The sequence below is a fragment of the Azoarcus olearius genome (assembly GCF_001682385.1).
Lineage (GTDB): Bacteria > Pseudomonadota > Gammaproteobacteria > Burkholderiales > Rhodocyclaceae > Azoarcus > Azoarcus olearius.
Window position 1 is genome coordinate 1,310,650 of record NZ_CP016210.1, and the last position, 20,879, is coordinate 1,331,528.

General features: G+C 67.5%; 18 protein-coding genes. 6 read left to right on the forward strand and 12 right to left on the reverse strand.

Annotated elements, in window-relative coordinates; all coding sequences use genetic code 11:
* Positions 1–13: 13 nt before the first annotated feature.
* On the reverse strand, positions 14–313 hold the full coding sequence (locus dqs_RS06170) for a c-type cytochrome (protein ID WP_011764875.1): 300 nt from the start codon (positions 311–313) through the stop codon (positions 14–16).
* Between the two features lie 199 nt (positions 314–512).
* Here dqs_RS06170 and soxY point away from each other — a divergent pair, with 199 nt between their 5' ends.
* Entirely contained in the window at positions 513–956 is a 444-nt protein-coding gene (soxY, locus tag dqs_RS06175; RefSeq protein WP_011764876.1) for a thiosulfate oxidation carrier protein SoxY, read from the forward strand.
* A gap of 10 nt (positions 957–966) precedes the next feature.
* Entirely contained in the window at positions 967–1,278 is a 312-nt protein-coding gene (soxZ, locus tag dqs_RS06180) for a thiosulfate oxidation carrier complex protein SoxZ (RefSeq protein WP_065339943.1), read from the forward strand.
* A gap of 9 nt (positions 1,279–1,287) precedes the next feature.
* Here the strand turns inward: soxZ and aceK are convergent, their stop codons facing one another.
* Positions 1,288–3,057 (reverse strand): bifunctional isocitrate dehydrogenase kinase/phosphatase, encoded by a 1,770-nt coding sequence (gene aceK / locus dqs_RS06185; protein WP_065339944.1) that lies wholly within the window; start codon positions 3,055–3,057, stop codon positions 1,288–1,290.
* Positions 3,058–3,537: 480 nt separating this feature from the next.
* On the opposite strand from aceK, the gene dqs_RS06190 reads away from it, so the two are divergent.
* Complete coding sequence (locus dqs_RS06190) at positions 3,538–5,775, forward strand: NADP-dependent isocitrate dehydrogenase (protein ID WP_065339945.1); 2,238 nt, start codon at positions 3,538–3,540, stop codon at positions 5,773–5,775.
* Positions 5,776–5,983: 208 nt separating this feature from the next.
* A complete protein-coding gene (gene icd, locus dqs_RS06195; RefSeq protein ID WP_065339946.1) occupies positions 5,984–7,228 on the forward strand; it encodes an NADP-dependent isocitrate dehydrogenase in 1,245 nt (414 codons plus the stop codon).
* 108 nt (positions 7,229–7,336) lie between these two features.
* Here icd and dqs_RS06200 read toward each other — a convergent pair whose 3' ends face one another.
* From dqs_RS06200 to dqs_RS06230, 7 genes are all read right to left on the reverse strand, one after another.
* Positions 7,337–7,630 (reverse strand): DUF4212 domain-containing protein, encoded by a 294-nt coding sequence (locus dqs_RS06200; RefSeq protein ID WP_084018261.1) that lies wholly within the window; start codon positions 7,628–7,630, stop codon positions 7,337–7,339.
* Positions 7,627–9,672, reverse strand: coding sequence for an elongation factor G (gene fusA / locus dqs_RS06205; protein ID WP_065339947.1), 2,046 nt, complete (start codon positions 9,670–9,672; stop codon positions 7,627–7,629). Before fusA ends, dqs_RS06200 begins: the two co-directional genes overlap by 4 nt.
* 95 nt (positions 9,673–9,767) lie before the next feature.
* Entirely contained in the window at positions 9,768–11,336 is a 1,569-nt protein-coding gene (locus tag dqs_RS06210) for an MFS transporter (RefSeq protein WP_065341655.1), read from the reverse strand.
* Positions 11,337–11,792: 456 nt separating this feature from the next.
* Positions 11,793–12,527, reverse strand: coding sequence for an LrgB family protein (locus dqs_RS06215; protein WP_065339948.1), 735 nt, complete (start codon positions 12,525–12,527; stop codon positions 11,793–11,795).
* Positions 12,524–12,886, reverse strand: a complete 363-nt coding sequence (locus dqs_RS06220) for a CidA/LrgA family protein (RefSeq protein ID WP_011764888.1) — start codon at positions 12,884–12,886, stop codon at positions 12,524–12,526. The genes dqs_RS06215 and dqs_RS06220 overlap by 4 nt, the downstream gene beginning before the upstream one ends.
* A gap of 70 nt (positions 12,887–12,956) precedes the next feature.
* Positions 12,957–13,895: a hypothetical protein gene (locus dqs_RS06225; RefSeq protein WP_011764889.1), complete on the reverse strand. Its 939-nt coding sequence runs from the start codon at positions 13,893–13,895 to the stop codon at positions 12,957–12,959.
* Positions 13,896–14,309: 414 nt separating this feature from the next.
* On the reverse strand, positions 14,310–14,516 hold the full coding sequence (locus dqs_RS06230) for a hypothetical protein (RefSeq protein WP_065339949.1): 207 nt from the start codon (positions 14,514–14,516) through the stop codon (positions 14,310–14,312).
* Positions 14,517–14,924: 408 nt separating this feature from the next.
* Between dqs_RS06230 and dqs_RS06235 the strand changes: the two genes are divergently transcribed.
* Positions 14,925–15,986 (forward strand): NAD(P)H-dependent flavin oxidoreductase, encoded by a 1,062-nt coding sequence (locus dqs_RS06235; RefSeq protein ID WP_065339950.1) that lies wholly within the window; start codon positions 14,925–14,927, stop codon positions 15,984–15,986.
* 108 nt (positions 15,987–16,094) lie between these two features.
* On the opposite strand, the gene aceB is transcribed toward dqs_RS06235, so the two are convergent.
* Both aceB and dqs_RS06245 read right to left on the reverse strand, forming a co-directional pair.
* Positions 16,095–17,699: a malate synthase A gene (aceB, locus tag dqs_RS06240; protein ID WP_011764892.1), complete on the reverse strand. Its 1,605-nt coding sequence runs from the start codon at positions 17,697–17,699 to the stop codon at positions 16,095–16,097.
* An 18-nt stretch (positions 17,700–17,717) separates the two neighbouring features.
* Positions 17,718–18,500, reverse strand: a complete 783-nt coding sequence (locus dqs_RS06245) for a sulfite exporter TauE/SafE family protein (protein WP_011764893.1) — start codon at positions 18,498–18,500, stop codon at positions 17,718–17,720.
* Between the two features lie 182 nt (positions 18,501–18,682).
* Between dqs_RS06245 and dqs_RS06250 the strand changes: the two genes are divergently transcribed.
* Entirely contained in the window at positions 18,683–19,648 is a 966-nt protein-coding gene (locus dqs_RS06250) for a LysR family transcriptional regulator (protein WP_011764894.1), read from the forward strand.
* Here the strand turns inward: dqs_RS06250 and dqs_RS06255 are convergent.
* On the reverse strand, positions 19,593–20,855 hold the full coding sequence (locus dqs_RS06255; RefSeq protein ID WP_065339951.1) for a glycerate kinase type-2 family protein: 1,263 nt from the start codon (positions 20,853–20,855) through the stop codon (positions 19,593–19,595). The genes dqs_RS06250 and dqs_RS06255 overlap by 56 nt on opposite strands.
* Positions 20,856–20,879: the final 24 nt, after the last annotated feature.

A 20,879-nucleotide genomic window follows, 5' to 3' on the forward strand; every position in this document is an offset into this window, starting at 1 on the left:
GTGCTGGGCGGCCTCACTTCAGTTGCGCAAAATAACGGGCGATCAGCTCGAGTTGCTGCGGGGTATAGCCGCGCACGATCTGATGCATGATGGTGGCCGGTCGCGCGCCGCTGCGAAATTCCTCCAGCGTGGCGAGCAGCGTGTCGCTGGGCATGCCGGCCAGCGATGCGATCGCGCCCTGGCTGCGCCCGTCGCTGCCGTGGCAGTTGAAACAGGTTGCGGCCAGGCTGCGGCCGGGTGGCGGGGCGGCGGCCAGGGCGGACTGGGCGAGGCCGAGGCAGAACAGGGCGGTGAGCGTGGCGCGGGATTTCATGCGGGATCGGGATGTCGCAAACGGTGTCGGCAGGCCCCGGCGGGGGTGGCGTGGACACGGCACCCAGCAGATGCCGGATCGGTAACAAAGTATAACGTCGCCGCCGCGCCACGGCGGATAACCCGCGGTTCCGACCGCGGCGGCGCACGTGCAGCATCGACAGCAAGGATGAAGGATGGATTCAAGGCGCAGGGAAGTGATGAAGGCAGGGGGTGGCTTCGGGTTGCTCGGCCTGCTCGTGGGCGCGGGACTCGTAAGCCCCCAGGTGGCGCGCGCGGCATGGGACAAGGCGGCCTTCGACAGCCGCGGGGTTGAAGCGGTGTTTGCCGCGCTTGGGGCGGGCAAGCCCGCGCCGAGCACGGAGATCCGCATCAATGCCCCGGAAATCGCGGAAAACGGCGCGGTGGTCGCGGTGTCGGTGGTCAGCAACCTGCCGCAGACGGAACAGATTGCATTGCTGGTGGACCGCAATCCCTACACGCTGGCGGCGCATTTCGTGATCCCGCCTGGCACGGCGCCGGATATCCAGACGCGCATCAAGATGGCCGAAAGCGCCAACGTTTATGCCTTGGTCAAGGCCGGTGGCCGCTTCCACGTCGCCCGCCGCGAGGTGAAGGTGACGCTGGGCGGCTGTGGCGCCTGAGGAGAGCAGCATGTCCAATCCGACCCGTATCCGCGCGACCGTCAAGGACGGCTACACCGAAGTCCGTGTGCTGATGTCGCATGTGATGGAAAACGGCCAGCGCAAGGACGCCGGCGGCGTGGTGGTGCCGGCGCACTTCATCACCGAGGTGAGCGTCACCCATAACGAGCGCGTCGTGCTGGCGGCCCAGTTTGGTCCTTCGGTTTCGGCCAACCCCTATCTCGCGTTCCGCTTCCAGGGTGGGGCCAGCGGCGATCGCATCGCGGTGCGCTGGACCGACAACGGCAGCGACAGCCGCAGCGACGAGGCGCGCATCGGCTAGGCCAGCCGCTCAATCCTGCGCGGCGACGGGCGTCGCGGGGAACATCACGCTGAAGCGCAGTTCCGCGGGGTAGGGGAAGAAGTCCTCGACGTGGCCGTCGCGCACGCCCTGCTGCGCCGCCTGCCAGAAGGCCGGCTCCAGCAGGTCGCGGTGGTATTTCATGAAGGCCTTGCGCACCCGCGGCGACCCGAGCAGGAAGGTGGCGAACTCTTCCGGGAAGACGTCCATCGGCCCCGCCGAGTACCACGGCTCGCCGGACAACTCCATGTCCTCGTGCGGCGCGGGCGGAATCCGGCGGAAGTTCATCGAGGTCATGTATTCGATCTCGTCATAGTCGTAGAACACGACCCGCCCGTAGCGGGTGACGCCGAAGTTCTTCCACAGCATGTCGCCCGGAAAGATGTTGGCGATGGCGAGTTCGCGGATCGCGTTGCCGTATTCGCGCACGGCCGCCTCCACCTCGCCGTCGCTCGCCTTTTCCAGGTGGATGTTGAGCGGCGTCATGCGGCGCTCGATGTAGAAGTGCTTGAGCACCAGTGCGTCGCCGTCGATCTCGAAGGCGGACGGCGCCAGCGTGCGCAGCTCTTCCAGCAGCTCGGGGTGAAAGCGCGATAGCGGCAGCGCGGCGTAGGAAAACTCCAGCGTGTCGGCCATGCGGCCGACGCGGTCCACCTGCTTCACCATCAGGTACTTGCGCTTCACCGTCGCGCGGTCCATGTTCTTCGAGCTGCCGAATACGTCCTTGATGATCTTGAACACGTAGGGGTAGGAGGGCAGCGTAAACACCAGCATCACCAGTCCGCGGATGCCCGGCGCGATGATGAACTGGTCGTTGGAATGGCGCAGATGGGCGACCAGGTCGCGGAAGAACATCGTCTTGCCCTGCTTGCCCAGCCCCAGCATGGTGTACAGCTCGCTGCGCGGCTTGTTGGGCATGATCGAACGCAGGAACTGCACGTAGCCCGACGGCACCTCCATATCCACCATGAAGTAGGCGCGCGACAGCGAGAACAGCACCGAGATGCGCCAGGCGTCGAGCAGGATGGTGTCGATGACGAGCCGGCCGCTGGCACCGTGGCGCACGGCGAGCGTGAAGGGATAGTCCTGCCAGCCGTTGATCACCTTGCCGATGATGTAGGCGGTCTTGTTGCGGTAGAAGGCCGAATACAGCACCTGCAACTGGCAATTCACCTCCATCGCCGGCCATTCGCCAAGGTGGGCGAGCGCCGCGCGCATGATGCAGTCGATGTCGCGGTCGAGGTCCTCGAACGGCCGCTGCCAGTCGAAGTCCTCGATGATGCGGCGGATGGTCGCCCGCAGCCCGCCGTCCTGGGGGTAGTAGCTGGAATACACCGGCGGGTAGGACTCGATGTACTCGGTCGAGATCGCCGGCCGCGCGAAGATGTAGTCGTTGTTGAAATAGGTGCGGTGCAGGATCTTGCAGCCGACCGAGTTGAAGAAGGTTTCGGCCAGCTCGGGCTGCTTGTGGTTGATCAGCGCGCCGATGAAATGCAGCTTCACCTGCTGCCAGGTGGCGTCGTCGAGCGAATCCGCGTCGAACTCTTCGAGCAGGCGGCGCACGGTTTCATCCACCCGGTCGTCGTAGAACTGCACGCGGTCGCGCACCGCGTCGAGCTGCGCGCGCCAGTCGCCCGCCTCGAAGTATTCCTTCGCCCGCCGGGAGGTGCCGCGGAAGATGCGGTAGTGCTTGTTGAAGCCTTCGACGAGCGCGTGCGCGATCGCCTGCGCCACCGGATTGTCCCCGACTTGTGCATCCATGCTCGCGTTCCCCTGTTCGCGGCCGGGCGCTGCATGTCTCGCCGCCGCCCGCTTCGATGTCCGCGCAGTGTCGCACTCCGGTGCGTCCTGAGGCCAGTGCCGGCGCAGGTTTCAGGGCCGCCCGGCGGTATCCGCGGGTGCTCGTCGGGGCCTCCGGGGGGCGATGTCTTATATCTTTTATCTTCTGTAATTTTTCATATCGTGAAAGGTGTTTTTACTTCTGGCATGGTGGCGCCTTCCCGGCGCTATAATTCGTTCGTTTGAAAGGTTGGTCGGTGGTCGCGAGGCCTCGTGATGCCCAGCAGCGCGAGCGCGGCAGCGGTCAGGCCGAAGGCCGGAGATCGATTCGCGGGTGAGCGCGTCCTCCGGTGTCGGCCCTCGTCGCCAAGGTCTTTCAACGCGCCCGCCGCAGCGCCCGCGCCGGGCAGCCCGTGCCGTCGTTCGACACGCTCTACCACGACAATGAGGGAGATACCTGTAATGCCTTCGCAGCAGCCGACCATCATCTACACCATCACCGACGAAGCGCCGATGCTGGCGACCGCCGCCTTCCTGCCGGTCATCCGCAGCTTCACCAAGCCGGCGGGCATCCAGATCGAAGAGGCGGATATCTCGCTCGCTGGCCGCATCCTGGCCGAATTTCCCGATTTCCTGAGCGATGCGCAGAAGGTGCCGAACACCCTGGCCGAACTCGGCGCGCTGACCCTGAAGCCCGAAGCCAACATCATCAAGCTGCCCAACATCAGCGCCTCGGTGGCGCAGCTGAAGGCCGCGATCAAGGAGCTGCAGGGCAAGGGCTACAAGATTCCGGACTTCCCGGAAGATCCGAAGAACGACGAAGAGAAGGCGATCAAGACGCGCTACTCCAAGTGTCTGGGCTCGTCGGTGAACCCGGTGCTGCGCGAAGGCAACTCCGACCGCCGCGCGCCCGCCGCGGTCAAGAACTACGCCAAGAAGCATCCGCACTCGATGGGCGACTGGAAGCAGTGGTCGCGCACGCACGTGTCGCACATGGAGCACGGCGACTTCTACCATGGCGAAAAGTCGATGACGCTGGACAAGGCGCGCGACGTGAAGATGGAGCTGCTGACCAAGAGCGGCAAGGCCATCGTGCTCAAGCCGAAGGTCGCGCTGCTGGACGGCGAGGTCATCGATTCGATGTTCATGAGCAAGAAGGCGCTGCTCGAGTTCTACGAGCAGCAGCTCGAAGACTGCCGCGAAGCGGGCATCCTGTTCTCGCTGCACGTGAAGGCGACGATGATGAAGGTGTCGCACCCCATCGTCTTCGGCCACTGCGTCAAGATCTACTACAAGGAAGCCTTCGAGAAGCACGGCAAGCTGTTCGACGAGCTGGGCATCAACGTCAACAACGGCATGGTCGACCTGTTCGACAAGATCAAGACCCTGCCGGAGTCCAAGCGCGACGAGATCATCCGTGACCTGCACGCCTGCCACGAGCATCGCCCCGAACTGGCGATGGTGGATTCGGCCAAGGGCATCACCAACTTCCACTCGCCCAACGACGTCATCGTCGACGCCTCGATGCCGGCGATGATCCGCGCGGGCGGCAAGATGTACGGCGCTGACGGCAAGCCCTACGACTGCAAGGCGGTGATGCCGGAGTCGACCTTCGCCCGCATCTACCAGGAGATGATCAACTTCTGCAAATGGCACGGCAACTTCGACCCGCGCACGATGGGCACGGTGCCGAACGTCGGCCTGATGGCGCAGAAGGCCGAAGAGTACGGCTCGCACGACAAGACCTTCGAGATTCCGGAAGACGGCGTCGCCAACATCACCGACCTGGCTACCGGCGAAGTGCTGCTGTCGCAGAATGTGGAAGCGGGCGACATCTGGCGCATGTGCCAGGTCAAGGACGCGCCGATCCGCGACTGGGTGAAGCTCGCCGTCACCCGCGCGCGCAACTCCGGCATGCCGGCGGTCTTCTGGCTCGACCCCTATCGTCCGCACGAAAACGAGCTGATCAAGAAGGTCGAGAAGTATCTGAAGGATCACGACACCAGCGGCCTCGAGATCCGGATCATGAGCCAGGTCCGCGCCATGCGTTTCACGCTGGAGCGCGTCGTCCGCGGCCTCGACACCATCTCGGTCACCGGCAACATCCTGCGCGACTACCTCACCGACCTGTTCCCGATCATGGAGCTGGGCACCTCGGCCAAGATGCTGTCCATCGTTCCGCTGATGAACGGCGGCGGCATGTACGAAACCGGCGCCGGCGGTTCCGCGCCCAAGCACGTGCAGCAGCTGGTCGAGGAAAACCACCTGCGCTGGGATTCGCTCGGCGAATTCCTCGCGCTGGCGGTGTCGCTGGAAGAACTCGGCATCAAGACCGGCAACGCCAAGGCCAAGGTGCTCGCCAAGACGCTGGACGAAGCCACCGGCAAGCTGCTGGACCTGGACAAGTCGCCCTCGCGTCGCACCGGCGAACTCGACAACCGCGGCAGCCAGTTCTATCTGTCGCTGTACTGGGCGCAGGCGCTGGCGGCGCAGACCGACGACGCCGAACTGGCCGCGCAGTTCGGCCCGCTCGCCAAGACGCTGGCCGAGAACGAGCAGAAGATCGTCGACGAGCTGAAGGCGGTGCAGGGCAAGCCCGCCGAGATCGGCGGCTACTACCGCGTCGACGTCGAGAAGTGCACCGCGGTGATGCGTCCGAGTGCCACCTTCAACGCCGCGATCGCCAGCATCACCGGCTGATCCATCGCGGTCTGCAGTCCCGAAACGCCAGGGGTTTCCCTGGCGTTTTTTTTCGTCCGGCGGCGCAAGGACATCGCCGCCAGCGGCGGCGCGACGGGCCGCCGCGGGAATCCTCCCTGTCGTTTTCGCCCATAATCCAGCCAGCGGCCCCGTACGCTGCGTTCGGGGAAGCCCGTTGGTCGAATCGAACAACCAGGAGGGGGTAGACATGAGCACGTCCCACATCAAGGTTCCGGCAGGTGGCCAGAAGATCGTCCCGGGCCAGCCGATTCCCGACAATCCGATCATTCCGTACATCGAAGGCGACGGCATCGGCATCGATATCACGCCGGTGATGATCAAGGTCATCGACGCCGCGGTGGACAAGGCCTACGGCGGCGGCAGGAAGATCCACTGGATGGAGGTCTTCGCCGGCGAGAAATCGACCCGGCTGTACGGCCCGGATGAATGGCTGCCGAAGGAAACCTTCGACGCGCTGAAGGAATACTCGGTATCGATCAAGGGGCCGATGACCACGCCGGTGGGCGGCGGCATCCGCTCGCTCAACGTCGCGCTGCGGCAGGAACTGGACCTTTACCAGTGCGTGCGCCCGGTGCGCTATTTCAATGGCGTGCCCTCGCCGTTGAAGGACCCGAGCAAGGTGGACATGGTGATCTTCCGCGAGAACACCGAAGACATCTACGCCGGCATCGAATGGGCTGCGGAATCCGACAGCGCGAAGAAGGTGATCCGCTTCCTGCAGGAGGAAATGGGCGTCAAGAAGATCCGTTTCCCCGCCACCTCGGGCATCGGCATCAAGCCCGTCTCGCGCGAAGGCACCACCCGCCTGGTGCGCGCGGCGCTGCGCTACGCGATCGACAACGACCGCCGCAATCTCACGATCGTGCACAAGGGCAACATCATGAAGTTCACCGAGGGCGCCTTCCGCGACTGGGCCTACGAGGTGGCGCAGAAGGAGTTCGGCGCCGAGCCGATCGACGGCGGACCGTGGTGCCGCTTCAAGAACCCGAAAACGGGGCGCGAGATCGTGGTCAAGGATGCGATCGCCGATGCCTTCCTGCAGCAGATCCTGCTGCGTCCGGCCGAGTACGACGTGATCGCCTGCTGCAATCTCAACGGCGACTACATCTCCGACGCGCTGGCCGCGCAGGTGGGCGGCATCGGCATCGCGCCGGGCGCCAACATCTCCGACCAGTACGCCTGCTTCGAGGCCACCCACGGCACCGCGCCCAAGTACGCCGGGCTGGACAAGGTGAATCCCGGCTCGATCATCCTGTCGGCGGAGATGATGTTGCGCCACCTCGGCTGGACCGAGGCGGCCGACCTCGTGATCCGCTCGATGGAGGCGGCGATCGGCGACAAGGTCGTCACCTACGATTTCGCCCGCCTGATGGAGGGCGCGCAGGAGGTGAGCTGCTCTGCTTTTGGTGATGCGATGATCGCCCGCATGTAGATTCCGCCGAGCGTGATATGCCGGGTATCACCAGAGCCGTTGCCGACCCGCCGGGTTGGCAACGGTTTTTTTGCGGCACGACCGCAGTGCTGGGCAAAAAAGGTGCCTTTAGCGGCGCTCGCCAACCCCGTAGTGGCAGTCCAGCCAGTTCATCGCCAGCACGTAGACGCCTATGATCGCGACGTAGGCGATCAGCGAGCCTTGGGCGAGCAGGTAGAAACCGAGTGGAAAGCCGAGAAAGGTGTGGGCGTTGAGGTCCGACGCATAGAAGCCGGACACGAAGGTGACCGCGAACCACAGCGTCAGCAGCACGGCCGTCAGCACCTGGGTCCAGCGCCAGTAGGCGCGGTGGCGGCGGGTCAGGCGCGAGGGCGCGAGCGGGATTTCGACCGGTTCCGTCACTGCGCGGCCCCTTGCGAGCGGTGGGCCTGGGCCAGCCGGTTCTGGGTATCGCCGGGCGCGCTGTCGTAGCCCGCGGCTTCCAGTACGAACTCGCTGTCGCCCGCGCTGATTGCCTTCAGGCGCGACTCGAAACCTTCCAGCTCGGCCATCGGCACGATCGCGCTGATCAGCGTCCAGCCCCCGGCCGGGCTGTCGGTGCCCACCACGCGGCCGCGTCGCCCCGCCAGCTCGGCGCTGACCTCGCCAAAGTGGCTGTCCGCCACCTTCACGCTGACCCTCAGCAGCGGTTCGAGCACCTGCGGGCGGGCGGCCAGCACCGCCTCCATCAGCGCGTGGCGCGCCGCGGTGATGAACGAGACCTCGTTGGAATCGACCGCGTGATGCTTGCCGTCGGTCACCACCACGCGCAGATCCTGTAGCGGATAGCCCGCCAGCGCACCTTCGGCGAGCGCCTGGCGCACGCCTTTTTCCACCGCCGGCATGAACTGGATCGGAATCGCGCCGCCCTTCACCTCGTCGCCAAAGGCCAGGCCGCTGCCGCGCGGCAGCGGTTCCACCCGCAGCGCCACCTCGCCGAACTGGCCGGCGCCGCCGCTCTGCTTCTTGTGGCGGTAGCGCGATTCGCCCACCGCGCCAATCGTTTCGCGGTAGGGAATGGCGGGCGTGGCGGTGGCCGGGCGCAGGTTCCAGCGTGCCGCGAGCTGCTCCAGCACGATCTTCAGGTGCTGTGCGCCCAGCCCGCGCACCACCGTCTGGCGGCCGTGCGCATCATTGCTCACTTCCAGGCAGGGATCTTCATCGACCAGGCGGGCGAGCGCTTCGGCCAGCTTCTGCTCGTCGGCGGGCTTGGTCGCCGTCAGCGCGAGGCCGAATACCGGCTGCGGGTAGCGCGGCGGCACCAGATGGAAGTGATCCTCGTCGTGCGAGTCGTGCAATACCGCGTCGCGGTGCAGTTCCTCCACCCGCGCCAGCGCGCAGATATCGCCCGGCACCGCGAGCGGCGTTTCGACCGCGTTGCGGCCCTGAGGCCGCAACAGGTGCGAGACCTTGAACGGCTTGCGGCCGTTGCCGATGAAGAGCGTGGAGTTGGGCGTGACCGTGCCCTGGTGCAGGCGGAACAGCGCCAGCTTGCCGCGGTAGGGGTCGTTGCTGACCTGGAACACATGGGCCACCGCGTGCCGGGCCGGGGCGGGGCTGACGCTGACCGGTTGCGCGTCCGCGCCTTGGCCTTTCAGGAAGGTCGGCGGATTGCCTTCGGTGGGGTCGGGCAGCAGCCGGCCCATCACCTCAAGCAGCTCGCGCACGCCGGCCCCGGTTCGGGCGGAGACAAAGCACACCGGGATCAGATGCCCTTCGCGCAGCGCCTGCTCGAAAGGCGCGTGCAGTTGTTCCGGATCGAGCGACTGGCCCTGTTCCAGATAGCGCGCCATCAGCGCCTCGTCCAGTTCCACGACCTGGTCGACGATGCCGTCGTGCGCGGAAGCCACGTCGCCGAACGCGGTGGCCGCGGGGGCAGGGCGGAAGAAACAATCCACCACGCCATCGGAGGCGGGCGCAGGCAGGTTGAGCGGCAGGCATTCGCGGCCGAACTCTGCGCTGATCGCGTCCATCAGCGCGCCGCAGTTGGCCCCGGCGGCGTCGATCTTGGTGACGATGATGAGGCGGCACTTGCCCTCGCTGGCGGCCATCATGCGGCGGCTGCCGGTTTCGATGCCGGCGGCGGCGTTGATCACGATCGCGGCGGTTTCCACCGCGGGCAGGGTGGCGAGCGCGCGCCCGGCCAGGTCGGGCAGGCCCGGGGTGTCGAGCACGTTAATCCAGTGCCCCGACCATTCCAGGTGCGCCAGCGTGGCGTTGAGGGAGTGGCCGCTCGCTTTCTCCTGCGGGTCGAAATCGGACACGGTATCGCCACGCTCGACGCTGCCCGGCGCGCCGATGACGCCGGCGGCCGCGAGCAGCGCTTCGAGCAGGGTGGTCTTGCCGCAGCCGGCGTGACCGAGCAGGGTGAGGTTGCGGATGTCGTGCACCGAGCTGGGCGTCATGGCGGTCTCCCCTTCGCGTTATCGGGTGAGAGTGTCCGCCTCTCGGCGCGCACTGGCAATGCGTCAGATCAAGCTGCCGCCATTGCCGGCGCCGCTTACGCGCTGCGCAGCCCGGCCACGCGCGTCAGCAGGATCGCGAGCAGCGGCACAACGAAGCCGACGACCGTGACCACCACCAGCAGCACGCCGAGCTGGCTGTAATCCGCTGGGGTGGTGATTGCGCGCGTGGCGGCGTCGCGCACCTCGCGGCTGACCACGTAAATCTCGTTGAGGTACTTGGTGCCCAGCTGCGCCGCCGACAGCGCGAGATTGGTGAAGGAGGCCATCACCGCGAAGAAGGTGGCCTTGAGGTGCGGCGGCGCGCTGTTGGCGATCCACGCCAGCATCGGCACCATCGACACCTGGCCCAGCGGTGATTCGAGCGCGGTGTTGGCGATCGCGATGAAGCGCGCATCGACCACGCCGCCGGTCAGCCGCGCGGTCCATTCGTGCAGGCCGTGGTACATGCCGATGATGGGCAGCGACAGCACGGTGGCGGCGAGGGTGAGGAAGATGACGATCTGCGCGATCGACTTTTCCGCCATGAAGCGGCGGAACATGAAGAGGCCGGCAAGCGTCAGCAGGCTGGTGATCAGGTCCAGCCGCGACAGGAAGCTCTGGTCGAAGCCGAGTTCGTCGATCATCCACCAGCTCGCACCGGCGCCCGGCCCCGGCATCGCGCGGAACACGAAGATCACGATCACCGTGCCGAGCAGGGTGCGCGCCGCCTCGGGCGACAGTTCGCGCAGCAGGCGGGTGATCATGAAGCCGATGATGGCGAAGGAGCCGGCGAAGATGATTTCCTGGCCGTATTCGATGCCGGACAGGCCGATCGCCAGCGTAAAGGCCACGAACACCGCGCTGCCGCCGAGTATCCACCAGTTGGGTGCCGTCTTTTCCGCCGGCTCGTGCAGCAGGCGGTCGATCTCGGCGCGCTCGCGCCCCAGCGCGGCCAGCCGGCGCGCCTCGCGGCGCTTGAGCACGCCCGCGAGCAGCACGCCGCTCACCGACATCAAGGGAATCACCAGCGCCAGCTCATAGATGCGCAGGTAGATCTCGACCTTGGCCGATTCCGGCAGGTTTTCCGCGCCCTGGAACATCACCACGTTGGCGAAGCTGACCAGCACGGTGCCGCCGATGATGGCGACGCGGCCCAGCATCTGCATCGTGGTGTGCATCAGCCGCACCTGGTCCTCGCCGATGCGCTCGCCGCGTTCGTCGAAATGCGGCACCGCCTCCACCGTCATCGCGTCGGCCACCGCGTCCTGCATCACGTAGCCCACCGGCGACAGCAGCACCGACAGCACGAACCACGCTTCGGCCGGCATCACCGCGCGCATCGCCTCGGGCGAGCCGATCAGCCCGATCATGATCGCGATGCTGGCGGCGATCAGCAGCGCACCGAGGTACACCAGCCCCGCCTTGTAGCGCCACAGCAGATCGACCAGATGCCCGATCGGCATCTTCAGCGCCCAGGGAATGCCCGCCCAGAAGCCGAGCGCGGCGAGAAAGGCGGCCGACAGCCCGAGGTAATCCTTGATGAAGAAGGTGCCGACGATGCCGGTGAGCCCCGACACACCGGCCGCGCAATACACCATCAGCGGCGGCAGATAGGCCAGCCGCATCTCGCGTCCGAGTTCCAGGATGTTGCGGTCCAGCCAGCGGTAGAAGGCGTTCTGTTGAAGGGCGGCGAGCACGCGGGTGGTCCTTGGTGTTTTCTGTGGTTGTTCAATCCCGGGGACCGCTTGGTTGGCGATGCCTCAGGGCTCTACTCCCTCCCCTTCAATGGGGTGAGGGCAGGGTTTCGGCAAGCACTGCTTGCCGCTGCCCGAACGACGGTGCCTCCAGACACCGGCTACCGGGTTGGGCCGTTTTGCTCCCTCCCCTTCAAGGGGGTGAGACAGGGGTTTCGGCAAGCATTGCTTGTCGCCTGTCGAACGACGGAGCGAAGCGACGGCTCCCGGGGTGGGGTGGCGATGGGGTCAGGCGCCAAGCGTGCCCTAACCCCATCCCCCTCCCAACCTCCCCCTTGAAGGGGGAGGGGTAAATCCGTTGCGCTCCGATGAGCCGGCGCGTCCCGCTCACCCGCCGAACAGTCTCTCTATCCAAGGCAATATCCACGGCAATGACACTGCGGTGGCCAGTCCGTTCAGTCCCATCGCCAGCGCGGCGAAGGCGCCGGTCTGTTCGCTGACCTGGAAGGCGCGCGCGGTGCCGATGCCGTGCGAGGCGATGCCGATGGCGAAGCCGCGCACCGCGGGGTCGTGGATGCGCAGCAAGCGGTAGAGGTAGCGTGCGCCGACGGCGCCGAGGATGCCGGTGGTGATGACCAGCACCGCGGTCAGCGAGGGCAGGCCGCCGAGGCGTTCGGCGATGCCCATCGCGATCGGCGTGGTCACGCTCTTGGGGGCGAGCGAGATCAGCGATTCGCGACTGGCCCCGAACAGCGCACCCAGGCCGTAGGCCGACAGCGCCGCGGTCAGCGAGCCCACCACCAGCGCGATGCAGAGCGGCAGCGCCATCGCCTTCAGCCGGGGCCACTGCGCGTAGAGCGGAATCGCCAGCGCCACCGTGGCGGGGCCGAGCAGGAAGTGCACGAACTGCGCGCCGTCGAAATAGCGCTGATAGGGCATGCCGGTGGCGAGCAGGATGCCGGCGAGGATCAGCACCGAGATCAGCACCGGGTTGGCGAGCGGATGAAAGCCGCAGCGCTTGTAGAGCCAGAACGCGCCTTGGTAAGCGAGCAGCGTGAGGGTCAGGCCGAGCAGCGGCGTGGTGGAGAGATAGACCCAGATCTCGTCCAGACGCGGGCTCATCGCCGATCCTCCGCCGGCGGTTCGCGACGGCGCAGCAGGGCCTGCAGCACCAGCGCGGTCACGGCGATCGCGAGCGCGGTGCTGCCGACCAGCGCCACGCCGAGCGGCAGCCATTCGTCTGCGATGCGGCTGCCGTAGAGCACGACCCCGGTGCCCGCAGGCACGAACAGCAGCGACAAGTGCTGCAACAGCGTTCCGGCGGTGCTGCGCAGATCGTCGCCGGGACCGCCGCGCACCAGCAGCGCGAGGAACAACAGCGCCATGCCGATCACCGGGCCGGGGATCGGCAGCGCGAGCGCGCGGGCGATGACTTCGCCCGCCAGTTGAAACAGCAGCAGCAAGGTCAGCGCCGCGAGCATCCGGGGTCTCCTCCTGGAAGGGGCCGCCGCGCCTGGCGCCGCGGCCCTTGGGGAATGTTGGGGGCCGAGCTTACCGCAACAGCGCGTGGCCCACGGTGCGCGCCGCGATGCCCACGGCGGCGCCAAGCGCAGCCGGTTTCCACACCGTGGCGACGCGTCGTCCGGCGGACATCAGGATCGCCACCCCGGCCACGTCGAGCGGATGGATCAGGAAGCCCGCGCCGTGGTTGAGCGTGGCCACCGTGGTGACGCCGTTCCTCAGCATCTCGTCCATCACGCCCATCATCGCGGTGCCGCCGGCGATGTACTTGGTCAGCGTCAGCAGGATCATGGCCGGGTCGATGCCGATGGCCGCCAGCAGCGGCGTCAGCGCGGCGGTCAGCGCGTCAATGCTGCCGGTGGCGCGCAGCGCCATCACCGCCACCAGCGCCAGCACCAGCATCGGAATGGACCCGACCGCGATCTTGAAGGCCTCGGCCCCGGCGCGGTTGATGACGTCGAGTACGCCCTTGGCGTTGTCGGCCACCTGGTGGTGCAGGGTCTCGTCCAGCCGTCCTTCCAGCGCGGACAGTCCGCGGCCGAAGCCGTGGTAGGTGGCGGCCGCCGCGATCAAGCCGCCAAGCAGCGACAAGGCCAGCGCCGGGCCGAAGGCCAGCCCCATCGCCGCCATCGGAAAGGTGACGTTGGCCTGCGCCATCGCCATCACCATCGCCAGCGTGGCCGCGAGGTGGCGGTCGGAGGCGCCGCGGCCCTCCATCATCGTCAGCGTCGCCACCGGCGCGGCGAAACTGACGAAGTTGATCTGCAACGCTGCGAACACGCCCAGCCCGGTGAGCCCCACCGGACGCAGCACCGGCGCGAGGCGCGCGACCACCCAGTCGATCACGCCGCGCGCTTCGAGCATGCGCATCAGCGACAGCATCACGACCATGATCGGCAGCAACACGAAGAGAGAGAGTTCGACGGCCGAGCGGCCGGCACGCAGGATGATGTCGGTGAGCTGATCCATGTCTTGTCGTTATTTGTGCAACGCCGCAGATGCTACCCGCTGCGAAGGCTGCCCGCGAGGACAAAGGGCTTGTGCGACGCGGGAAGGCGGCGACCTGGGCAGTGCGGCCACCTGCCCGCCGCGAGGGAAGGCTGTTCAGGCTCGGAAGGCCAGTTGGGCCAGCTCACGGGGGCCGGCCGATGGCTGGACCACGGGATGGATAGAAGCGGGCAGCCCGGAGCGCCCGGCGCCGGGACGAACCAGGCCGGACCCTCGCGCAGACCGGACCCTCGCGCAGACCGGACCGAGGCGTCGCGGCCCAGGCCCGCACTCCGCCCGGGTGCGACCCACGTCCACTAAGGCGGCTGCCGCGGGACTGCGGCGTTGCGGGGCGTGGGCGCCGGGGCCCGTGCCCCGCCCTGTCTTCCTCGCGACTCAGCGTCCGTCGCCGTCCGGCCCTTCGTCTTCTTCTGTCGGCACGACCACCGCCGGCGCGCCGAGCGTGACGCCGATCAGCAGCAGCAGCATCGGCGCCAGCGTCAGCGCGAAGGTATCGAAGCTGTGCATGCCTAGACCGAGGACCAGCGGCAGCACGAGGGTACCGTGGGCGAGAAAGTCGGTGATCCGGTTCCAGCGGGTCATGTCGTTCTCCTGGGGTAACTTTTGTAGTGGTGTTTTGTGCGTTGCACAAATCGTGCCCGGCGGCTTCTGTTTCCAGTGTAGGAAACAGGACGGGCAGTGCCGGAATTTCGACACCGGGCACCTATGCCCAAGGTCTATGCCTTTGCGATGGAGTACGCGCTGTGTGCTGCGCTGCAGGCGGGCGGTGGGAGTGCGAGCGTGGCGAGGGCGAAAGCCGGTGCCGGTGCGCCGGAAACGGCGGCGGCTCCCGCCGACGGGCGGGGCAAGCGCGCGGCGCTGTGGTGGAACCTACACGGACCGTGCAGAACGCGGGAACAATGGGGCGATCTGCTTTGTGGTGGGGCGCGGGTGGCCGCGAGGTGCGTCCGGCGGACTAAGATCGTCGCTTCGCCCACCGGAGAGCCCGCCATGTCCGCCACCGCCGATTTCCTGAGCCGCGTCGCCGTTCGCCATCCAATCATCCAGGCGCCGATGGTGGGCGTGTCGACGCCGGCGCTTGCGGCGGCAGTGTCCAACGCCGGTGGACTCGGCTCGATCGGCCTCGGAGGCGGCGGTGTCGACGAAGCGCGCGCGGCCATCGGTGCCACCCGCGCCCTGACGAGCGCGCCCTTCAACGTCAACCTGTTCTGCCACCGCCCCGCTGTGGCCGACCCCGCGAGGGAGGCGGCCTGGCTGGCCGAACTGCGGCCACTGTTCGCCGAATTCGGCGCCCAGCCGCCCGCCGTGCTGCGCGAGCCCTACCAGAGCTTCATCGGCCAGCGTGCGATGCTGGACATGCTGCTGGCCGAACGGCCGGCGGTGGTCAGCTTCCACTTCGGTTTGCCGCCGCAAGAATGGATACGCGAACTGCGCGCCGCGGGCAGCGTGACGCTGGCGAGCGCAACGACGCTGGCCGAGGCACAGGCGGTGGAGGCGGCAGGTGTCGACATCATCGTGGCGCAGGGCGTGGAAGCCGGCGGCCATCGCGGCGTGTTCGAGCCCGAGGCGGGCGATGCCCTGCTCGGCACTGTCGCGCTGCTGCGCCTGCTCGCCGGCAAGGTGAAGGCCCCGGTGGTCGCGGCCGGCGGCATCATGGACGGGGCCGGCATCGCGGCCGCGCTGCAGCTTGGTGCGGCGGCCGTGCAACTCGGCACCGCCTTCGTGCTGGCGCCGGAATCGGCCGCGAATGCGGCCTACCGCGCGGCGATGAAATCGGCGGCGGCCTATCGCACCCGCCTCACGGCAGCGATTTCCGGCCGCGCCGCGCGCGGGCTGCCCAACCGCTTCGACGACCTGCCGGGCACTGCGGTGCTGCCGGATTACCCGATCGCCTATGACGCCGCCAAGGCGCTGCATGCCGCGGCGAGCGCGCGCGGTTGCAGCGACTTCGCGCCGCACTGGGCCGGGCAGGGCGCGCCATTGGCGCGCGAAATGCCGGCGGCGCAGATCGTCGCCGAACTGGTCCGGGAGTGGCAGGCGGTGAGCCGCTGACCCAGCCCGCGGCCCTGGCATCGTCGGCGCAGAAGGGTGGGCGGCCGACGAAAAAAAACCGCCGCGGTCTCCCGCGGCGGCGTATGGGTTGCGACTGCCGGTGCCGGCTTATTCCATCGCTTCGTACAGCGGCAGGGTCAGGAACTCGGGGAAGTTCTCCGACAGCGACATCTCTTCGAAGATCGTCGCGGCCTGGTCGTAGGTGGCGGTGTTCTCGCCCTGGGCGGTCACGGTGGCCTTCACCTTGGCGAGTTCTTCCGGAATCATCGCGCGCACCATGTCGGCGGTGACCTTGCGGCCGTCGTCCAGCTTGCCCTTCGGGCTCACCACCCACTGCCAGATCTGCGAGCGGCTGATTTCGGCGGTGGCGGCGTCTTCCATCAGGTTGTGGATCGGCACGCAGCCGTTGCCGGCCAGCCAGCTGCCGAGGTAGTGGATGCCGACGTTGATGTTGTTGCGCACGCCCACTTCGGTGATCGGCTGCTCAGGCTGGAAGTTCATCCAGTCCTTCGGGCCGAAGCTGCCGGACACCTGCTTTTCCCACTGGTTGGGCTTGTCGCCCAGCACCTTGACGAACTCTTCCATCGCGATCGGCACCAGGCCCGGGTGCGCCACCCAGCCGCCGTCGTAGCCGTCGTTGGCGTCGCGGGTCTTGTCGTGGCGGATGCCGGCCAGCGCCTTCTCGTTGGCGACCGGGTCGCTCTTGATCGGGATCAGCGCGCTCATGCCGCCCATCGCCGGGGCGCCGCGCTTGTGGCAGGCCTGCACCAGCGCCAGCGCGTAGGAGCGCATGAAGGGCACTTCCATCGTGATGGCGCCACGGTTGGCGAGGCAGAAGTCCTTGTTCTTCTTGAACTTCTTGATGCAGGAGAAGATGTAGTCCCAGCGCCCGGCGTTCAGCCCGGCGGAGTGGTTGCGCAGTTCGTACAGGATCTCTTCCATCTCGAAGGTGGCGAGGATGGTTTCGACCAGCACGGTGGCCTTGATGGTGCCCTGCGGCAGGCCGATGTGGTCCTGCGCCATCACGAAGATGTCGTTCCACAGGCGGGCTTCCAGATGGGATTCCATCTTCGGCAGGTAGTAGAACGGGCCGGCGCCGCGGGCGATCTGTTCCTTGGCGTTGTGGAAGAACACCAGCGCGAAGTCGAAGATGCCGCCGGAGACGCGCTGGCCGTCGACCAGCACGTGCTTCTCGTCCAGGTGCCAGCCGCGCGGGCGGATCTGCAGGGTGGCGATCTTGTCGTTGAGCTTGTAGACCTTGCCGGCTTCGTTGGTGTAGCTGATCTCGCGGCGGATCGCGTCGAACAGGTTCACCTGGCCCTGGATCTGGTTGTACCAGTTGGGGCTGTTGGAATCTTCGAAGTCGGTCATGTAGGAATCAGCGCCCGAGTTGAAGGCGTTGATGATCATCTTGCGCTCGACCGGGCCGGTGATTTCCACGCGGCGGCATTCCAGCGCCTTCGGCAGCGGCGCCACCTTCCAGTCGCCTTCGCGGATGTGCTTGGTTTCCGGCAGGAAGTCGGGCAGCTCGCCGGCGTCGATGCGGGCCTGGCGGGCGACGCGGGCCTTCAGCAGTTCCTGGCGGCGCGGCTCGAAGGCGCGGTGCAGCTTGGCGACGAGTTCGAGGGCGTCGCGGGTCAGGATCTGGTCGAAGCGCGGATGCAGCGGCGCGTTGATCTGCATGCCTTGCGGCAGGTCGAGCGTGGCGGTCATGAAAGGCTCCTTGTTTGATCAGAGGGTCTTGGAGAAATAGTAGGCGGTCAGCACGCTGCCGGTGGCGATGATGCAGTAGCGCAGCAGCCGCGCCGGAATGCGGCGCGCGAACGCCGCGCCGAGGTAGCCGCCGGCGGTGCCGGTGAGCAGCATCACGATGGTGTGCGGCCACGACACTGCGTTGGCGATGACGAAGGTGCCGACGGCGACGCTGTAGATCACCGCCGACAGCCAGTTCTTGAGCGCGTTGATCTCATGCACATCCTTGAAGCCTTGGATGGCGAGCGCGGCCAGCATCAGGATGCCCATGCCGGCGCCGAAAAAACCGCCGTACACCGACACCGCCAGTTGGAACACGTAGCCGGCGGGGCCCACGTGGCGCTCGTCGGCGTGCGCAGGCGCGGGCTTGAGCTTTTTCACCAGCGCGGAAATCTGCGCGCTGAACGCGAACAGCACGGTTGCCACCAGCAGCAGCCACGGAATCAGCTTGGAGAATGCCGCGTTGGAGGTCGCGAGCAGCAGCAGCCCGCCAGCGATGCCGCCGACAAAAGCGACCGCGGACAGCAGCGGCAGGCTGCGCGAAAAGCGGGCGAGTTCGCGCCGGAAGGCCCAGGCGCCGGCGAGGCTGCCCGGCCACAGCGACACCGAGTTGCTGGCATTGGCCACCACCGGCGGCACGCCCACCGCGAGCAGGGCGGGGAAGGAGAAGAAGGTGCCGCCGCCGGCGATCGAATTCACCGCACCCGCCGCCAGCGCGGCAATGCCGATGATCACGATGTCGATGAGGGCGAGGCTGGTCATGGGGTTCCGGACGGCAAGGGTTGCGGGATCTGGTCAAGCTTGCGTGCTGCTCCGCGGCTTGGCCGGAGTGCGTCGTCTAGGTATCGGGATGTCTCCTCCCCCGAATGAGCTGCAGTCTAGATCGGACCTAAATAAAACAGAAGAAACGGTATGATCACTTTATCTTTTACTAAAAGTACAAAATGGATCAGCTGAAGCAGATCGAAACCTTCGTTGCCGTCGCCAGTCGCGGCAGCCTGTCGGCCGCGGCGCGGGCAGAAGGCGTGACCCCGGCGGTGATCGGCCGTCGGCTCGACGGGCTGGAAGCCCGGCTGGGCGTGCGGCTGCTGGTGCGCACCACGCGCAGCATCACGCTCACCTTCGAAGGCAGCGCCTTCCTGGAGGACTGCCAGCGCATCCTCAACGATCTCTCCAACGCCGAGGCCTCGGTCAGCCTCGGCGGCGTCAAGCCGAGCGGGCATCTGCGCGTCTCCGCGCCTGCCGGTTTCGGCCGCCGCCACGTCGCGCCGCTGGTGCGCGAATTCCTGCTCGCGAATCCCGACGTCAGCTGCAGCCTCGACCTCTCCGACCGCCTCGTCGACCTGGTCAACGAAGGGCTGGATTGCGCCGTGCGCATCGGCGACATGGCGGATTCCAGCCTGGTGTCGGTGAAGCTGGCCGACAACCGCCGCGTGGTGGTGGCCAGCCCCGACTATCTTGCCCGCCACGGCGTGCCGCGCACGCCGGAGGATCTGCCGCGCCACGTCTGCCTTACGCTGGTGCAGCAGCGCGGCTGGCAATTCGCCGACGGCCGCGGCGGCGCGGTCTCGGCCAAGGTGGCGGGCCGGCTGGAGTGCAACGACGGCGCGGTGCTGCACGAATGGGCGCTGGCCGGGCAGGGCTTGGCGTGGCGATCCTTGTGGGAAGTGTCCGAGGACCTCGCCGCGGGCCGGCTGGTGTCGGTGCTGGACGAATTCGCCGCGCGCCCCACCGGCATCTACGCGGTCTTTCCGTACCGCCGCAACCTTGCGCTGCGGGTGCGCTACTTCATCGATTACCTCAAGCAGCGCTATGGGGATACGGGGTACTGGAATTCGGCTGCCGGCGAGCCGCTCACCCCACCCACACCGCCCGAAAGTCATTCACGTTCGTCAGCGTCGGCCCGGTAACCAGCGAATCGCCCAAGGCCTCGAAGAAGCCATGGCCGTCGTTGTCGTCCAGCCGGTCGCGCGGGCGCGGGCCGGCCGCCCAGGCGCGCGCCAGCGTATCCGGGGTGACGAAGGCGCCGGCGATGTCCTCCAGTCCGTCTACGCCGTCGGTGTCGCCCGCCAGCGCGTGAATGCCCGGCGCGCCATCGAGCGCAATCGCCAGCGCCAGCAGGAATTCGACGTTGCGCCCGCCGCGGCCTTGACCCCGCACCGTCACCGTGGTTTCGCCGCCGGACAGCAGCACGCAGGGAGCCGCCACCGGCTGTCCGTGCCGCTTCACCTGCAGCGCGATCGCGGCGATCACCTTGCCGACGTCGCGCGCCTCGCCCTCGATGCTGTCGCCCAGGATCAGCGCCCGCACGCCGGCTGCTTCGGCAACCCGCGCCGCGGCCTCCAGCGCCTGCTGCGGCGTGGCGACCAGATGGGTGCTGACGCCGGCCAGACGCGGATCGCCCGGCTTCACCGTCTCGCCCGCGCCGCTTTCCAGCAACGCGCGCGCGCCGGCGGGCAGCTCGATGCCATGGCGGCGCACGATCTCCAGCGCGTCGGCGCAGGTCGTCGGATCGGCCACGGTGGGGCCGGAGGCGATGTCGATCGGATTGTCCCCGGGCACGTCGGAAATCAGCAGATTCACCACCCGCGCCGGATGGCAGGCGGCGGCGAGGCGGCCGCCCTTGATCGCCGAAAGGTGGCGGCGCACGCAGTTCATCTCGGAAATCGTCGCGCCGGACTTCAGCAGCGCGCGGTTGATTGCCTGCTTGTCCGCCAGCGTCACGCCTGCGCCCGGTAGCGGCAGCAACGCGGAGCCGCCGCCGGAAACCAGGCAGATCACCAGGTCGTCTGCGCTCAGTCCATCCACCAGGGTCAGCACCCGGGCGGCGGCCGCGTGCCCCGCGGCGTCGGGCACCGGGTGCGCGGCCTCGACGATCTCGATGCGCTTGCACGGCACCGCATAGCCGTAGCGGGTGACGACCACGCCGGACAGCGGCCCCGCCCAGTGGCGCTCCAGCGCCTGCGCCATCGCCGCCGAGGCCTTGCCGGCGCCGATGACGACGGTGCGGCCGCGAGGCGGGGCCGGCAGATGGGGCGGAATGCAGTGTTCCGGCTGGGCCGCGTTGATCGCGGCGGCAAACATCTGCGCGAGCAGTTCGCGCGGTGGCATCGTCATGTCGGGTGCTCCTGCGCGGCCGTG

Bases quoted from the DNA above. Each gene is read 5' to 3' on its own strand.
- aceK (WP_065339944.1), bottom strand. From the start codon at position 3,057: ATGGATGCACAAGTCGGGGACAATCCGGTGGCGCAGGCGATCGCGCAC.
- dqs_RS06210 (WP_065341655.1), bottom strand. From the start codon at position 11,336: ATGCGGCTGGCCTATCTGCCGCCGCTGATGGTGTATTGCGCGGCCGGT.
- dqs_RS06255 (WP_065339951.1), bottom strand. From the start codon at position 20,855: ATGACGATGCCACCGCGCGAACTGCTCGCGCAGATGTTTGCCGCCGCG.
- fusA (WP_065339947.1), bottom strand. From the start codon at position 9,672: ATGACGCCCAGCTCGGTGCACGACATCCGCAACCTCACCCTGCTCGGT.
- soxY (WP_011764876.1), top strand. From the start codon at position 513: ATGAAGGCAGGGGGTGGCTTCGGGTTGCTCGGCCTGCTCGTGGGCGCG.
- dqs_RS06220 (WP_011764888.1), bottom strand. From the start codon at position 12,886: ATGCTCGCGGCGCTGACCTTGCTGCTGCTGTTTCAACTGGCGGGCGAA.
- dqs_RS06190 (WP_065339945.1), top strand. From the start codon at position 3,538: ATGCCTTCGCAGCAGCCGACCATCATCTACACCATCACCGACGAAGCG.
- dqs_RS06250 (WP_011764894.1), top strand. From the start codon at position 18,683: ATGGATCAGCTGAAGCAGATCGAAACCTTCGTTGCCGTCGCCAGTCGC.
- dqs_RS06170 (WP_011764875.1), bottom strand. From the start codon at position 313: ATGAAATCCCGCGCCACGCTCACCGCCCTGTTCTGCCTCGGCCTCGCC.
- icd (WP_065339946.1), top strand. From the start codon at position 5,984: ATGAGCACGTCCCACATCAAGGTTCCGGCAGGTGGCCAGAAGATCGTC.
- dqs_RS06225 (WP_011764889.1), bottom strand. From the start codon at position 13,895: ATGGATCAGCTCACCGACATCATCCTGCGTGCCGGCCGCTCGGCCGTC.
- dqs_RS06245 (WP_011764893.1), bottom strand. From the start codon at position 18,500: ATGACCAGCCTCGCCCTCATCGACATCGTGATCATCGGCATTGCCGCG.
- dqs_RS06215 (WP_065339948.1), bottom strand. From the start codon at position 12,527: ATGAGCCCGCGTCTGGACGAGATCTGGGTCTATCTCTCCACCACGCCG.
- dqs_RS06230 (WP_065339949.1), bottom strand. From the start codon at position 14,516: ATGACCCGCTGGAACCGGATCACCGACTTTCTCGCCCACGGTACCCTC.
- dqs_RS06235 (WP_065339950.1), top strand. From the start codon at position 14,925: ATGTCCGCCACCGCCGATTTCCTGAGCCGCGTCGCCGTTCGCCATCCA.
- soxZ (WP_065339943.1), top strand. From the start codon at position 967: ATGTCCAATCCGACCCGTATCCGCGCGACCGTCAAGGACGGCTACACC.
- aceB (WP_011764892.1), bottom strand. From the start codon at position 17,699: ATGACCGCCACGCTCGACCTGCCGCAAGGCATGCAGATCAACGCGCCG.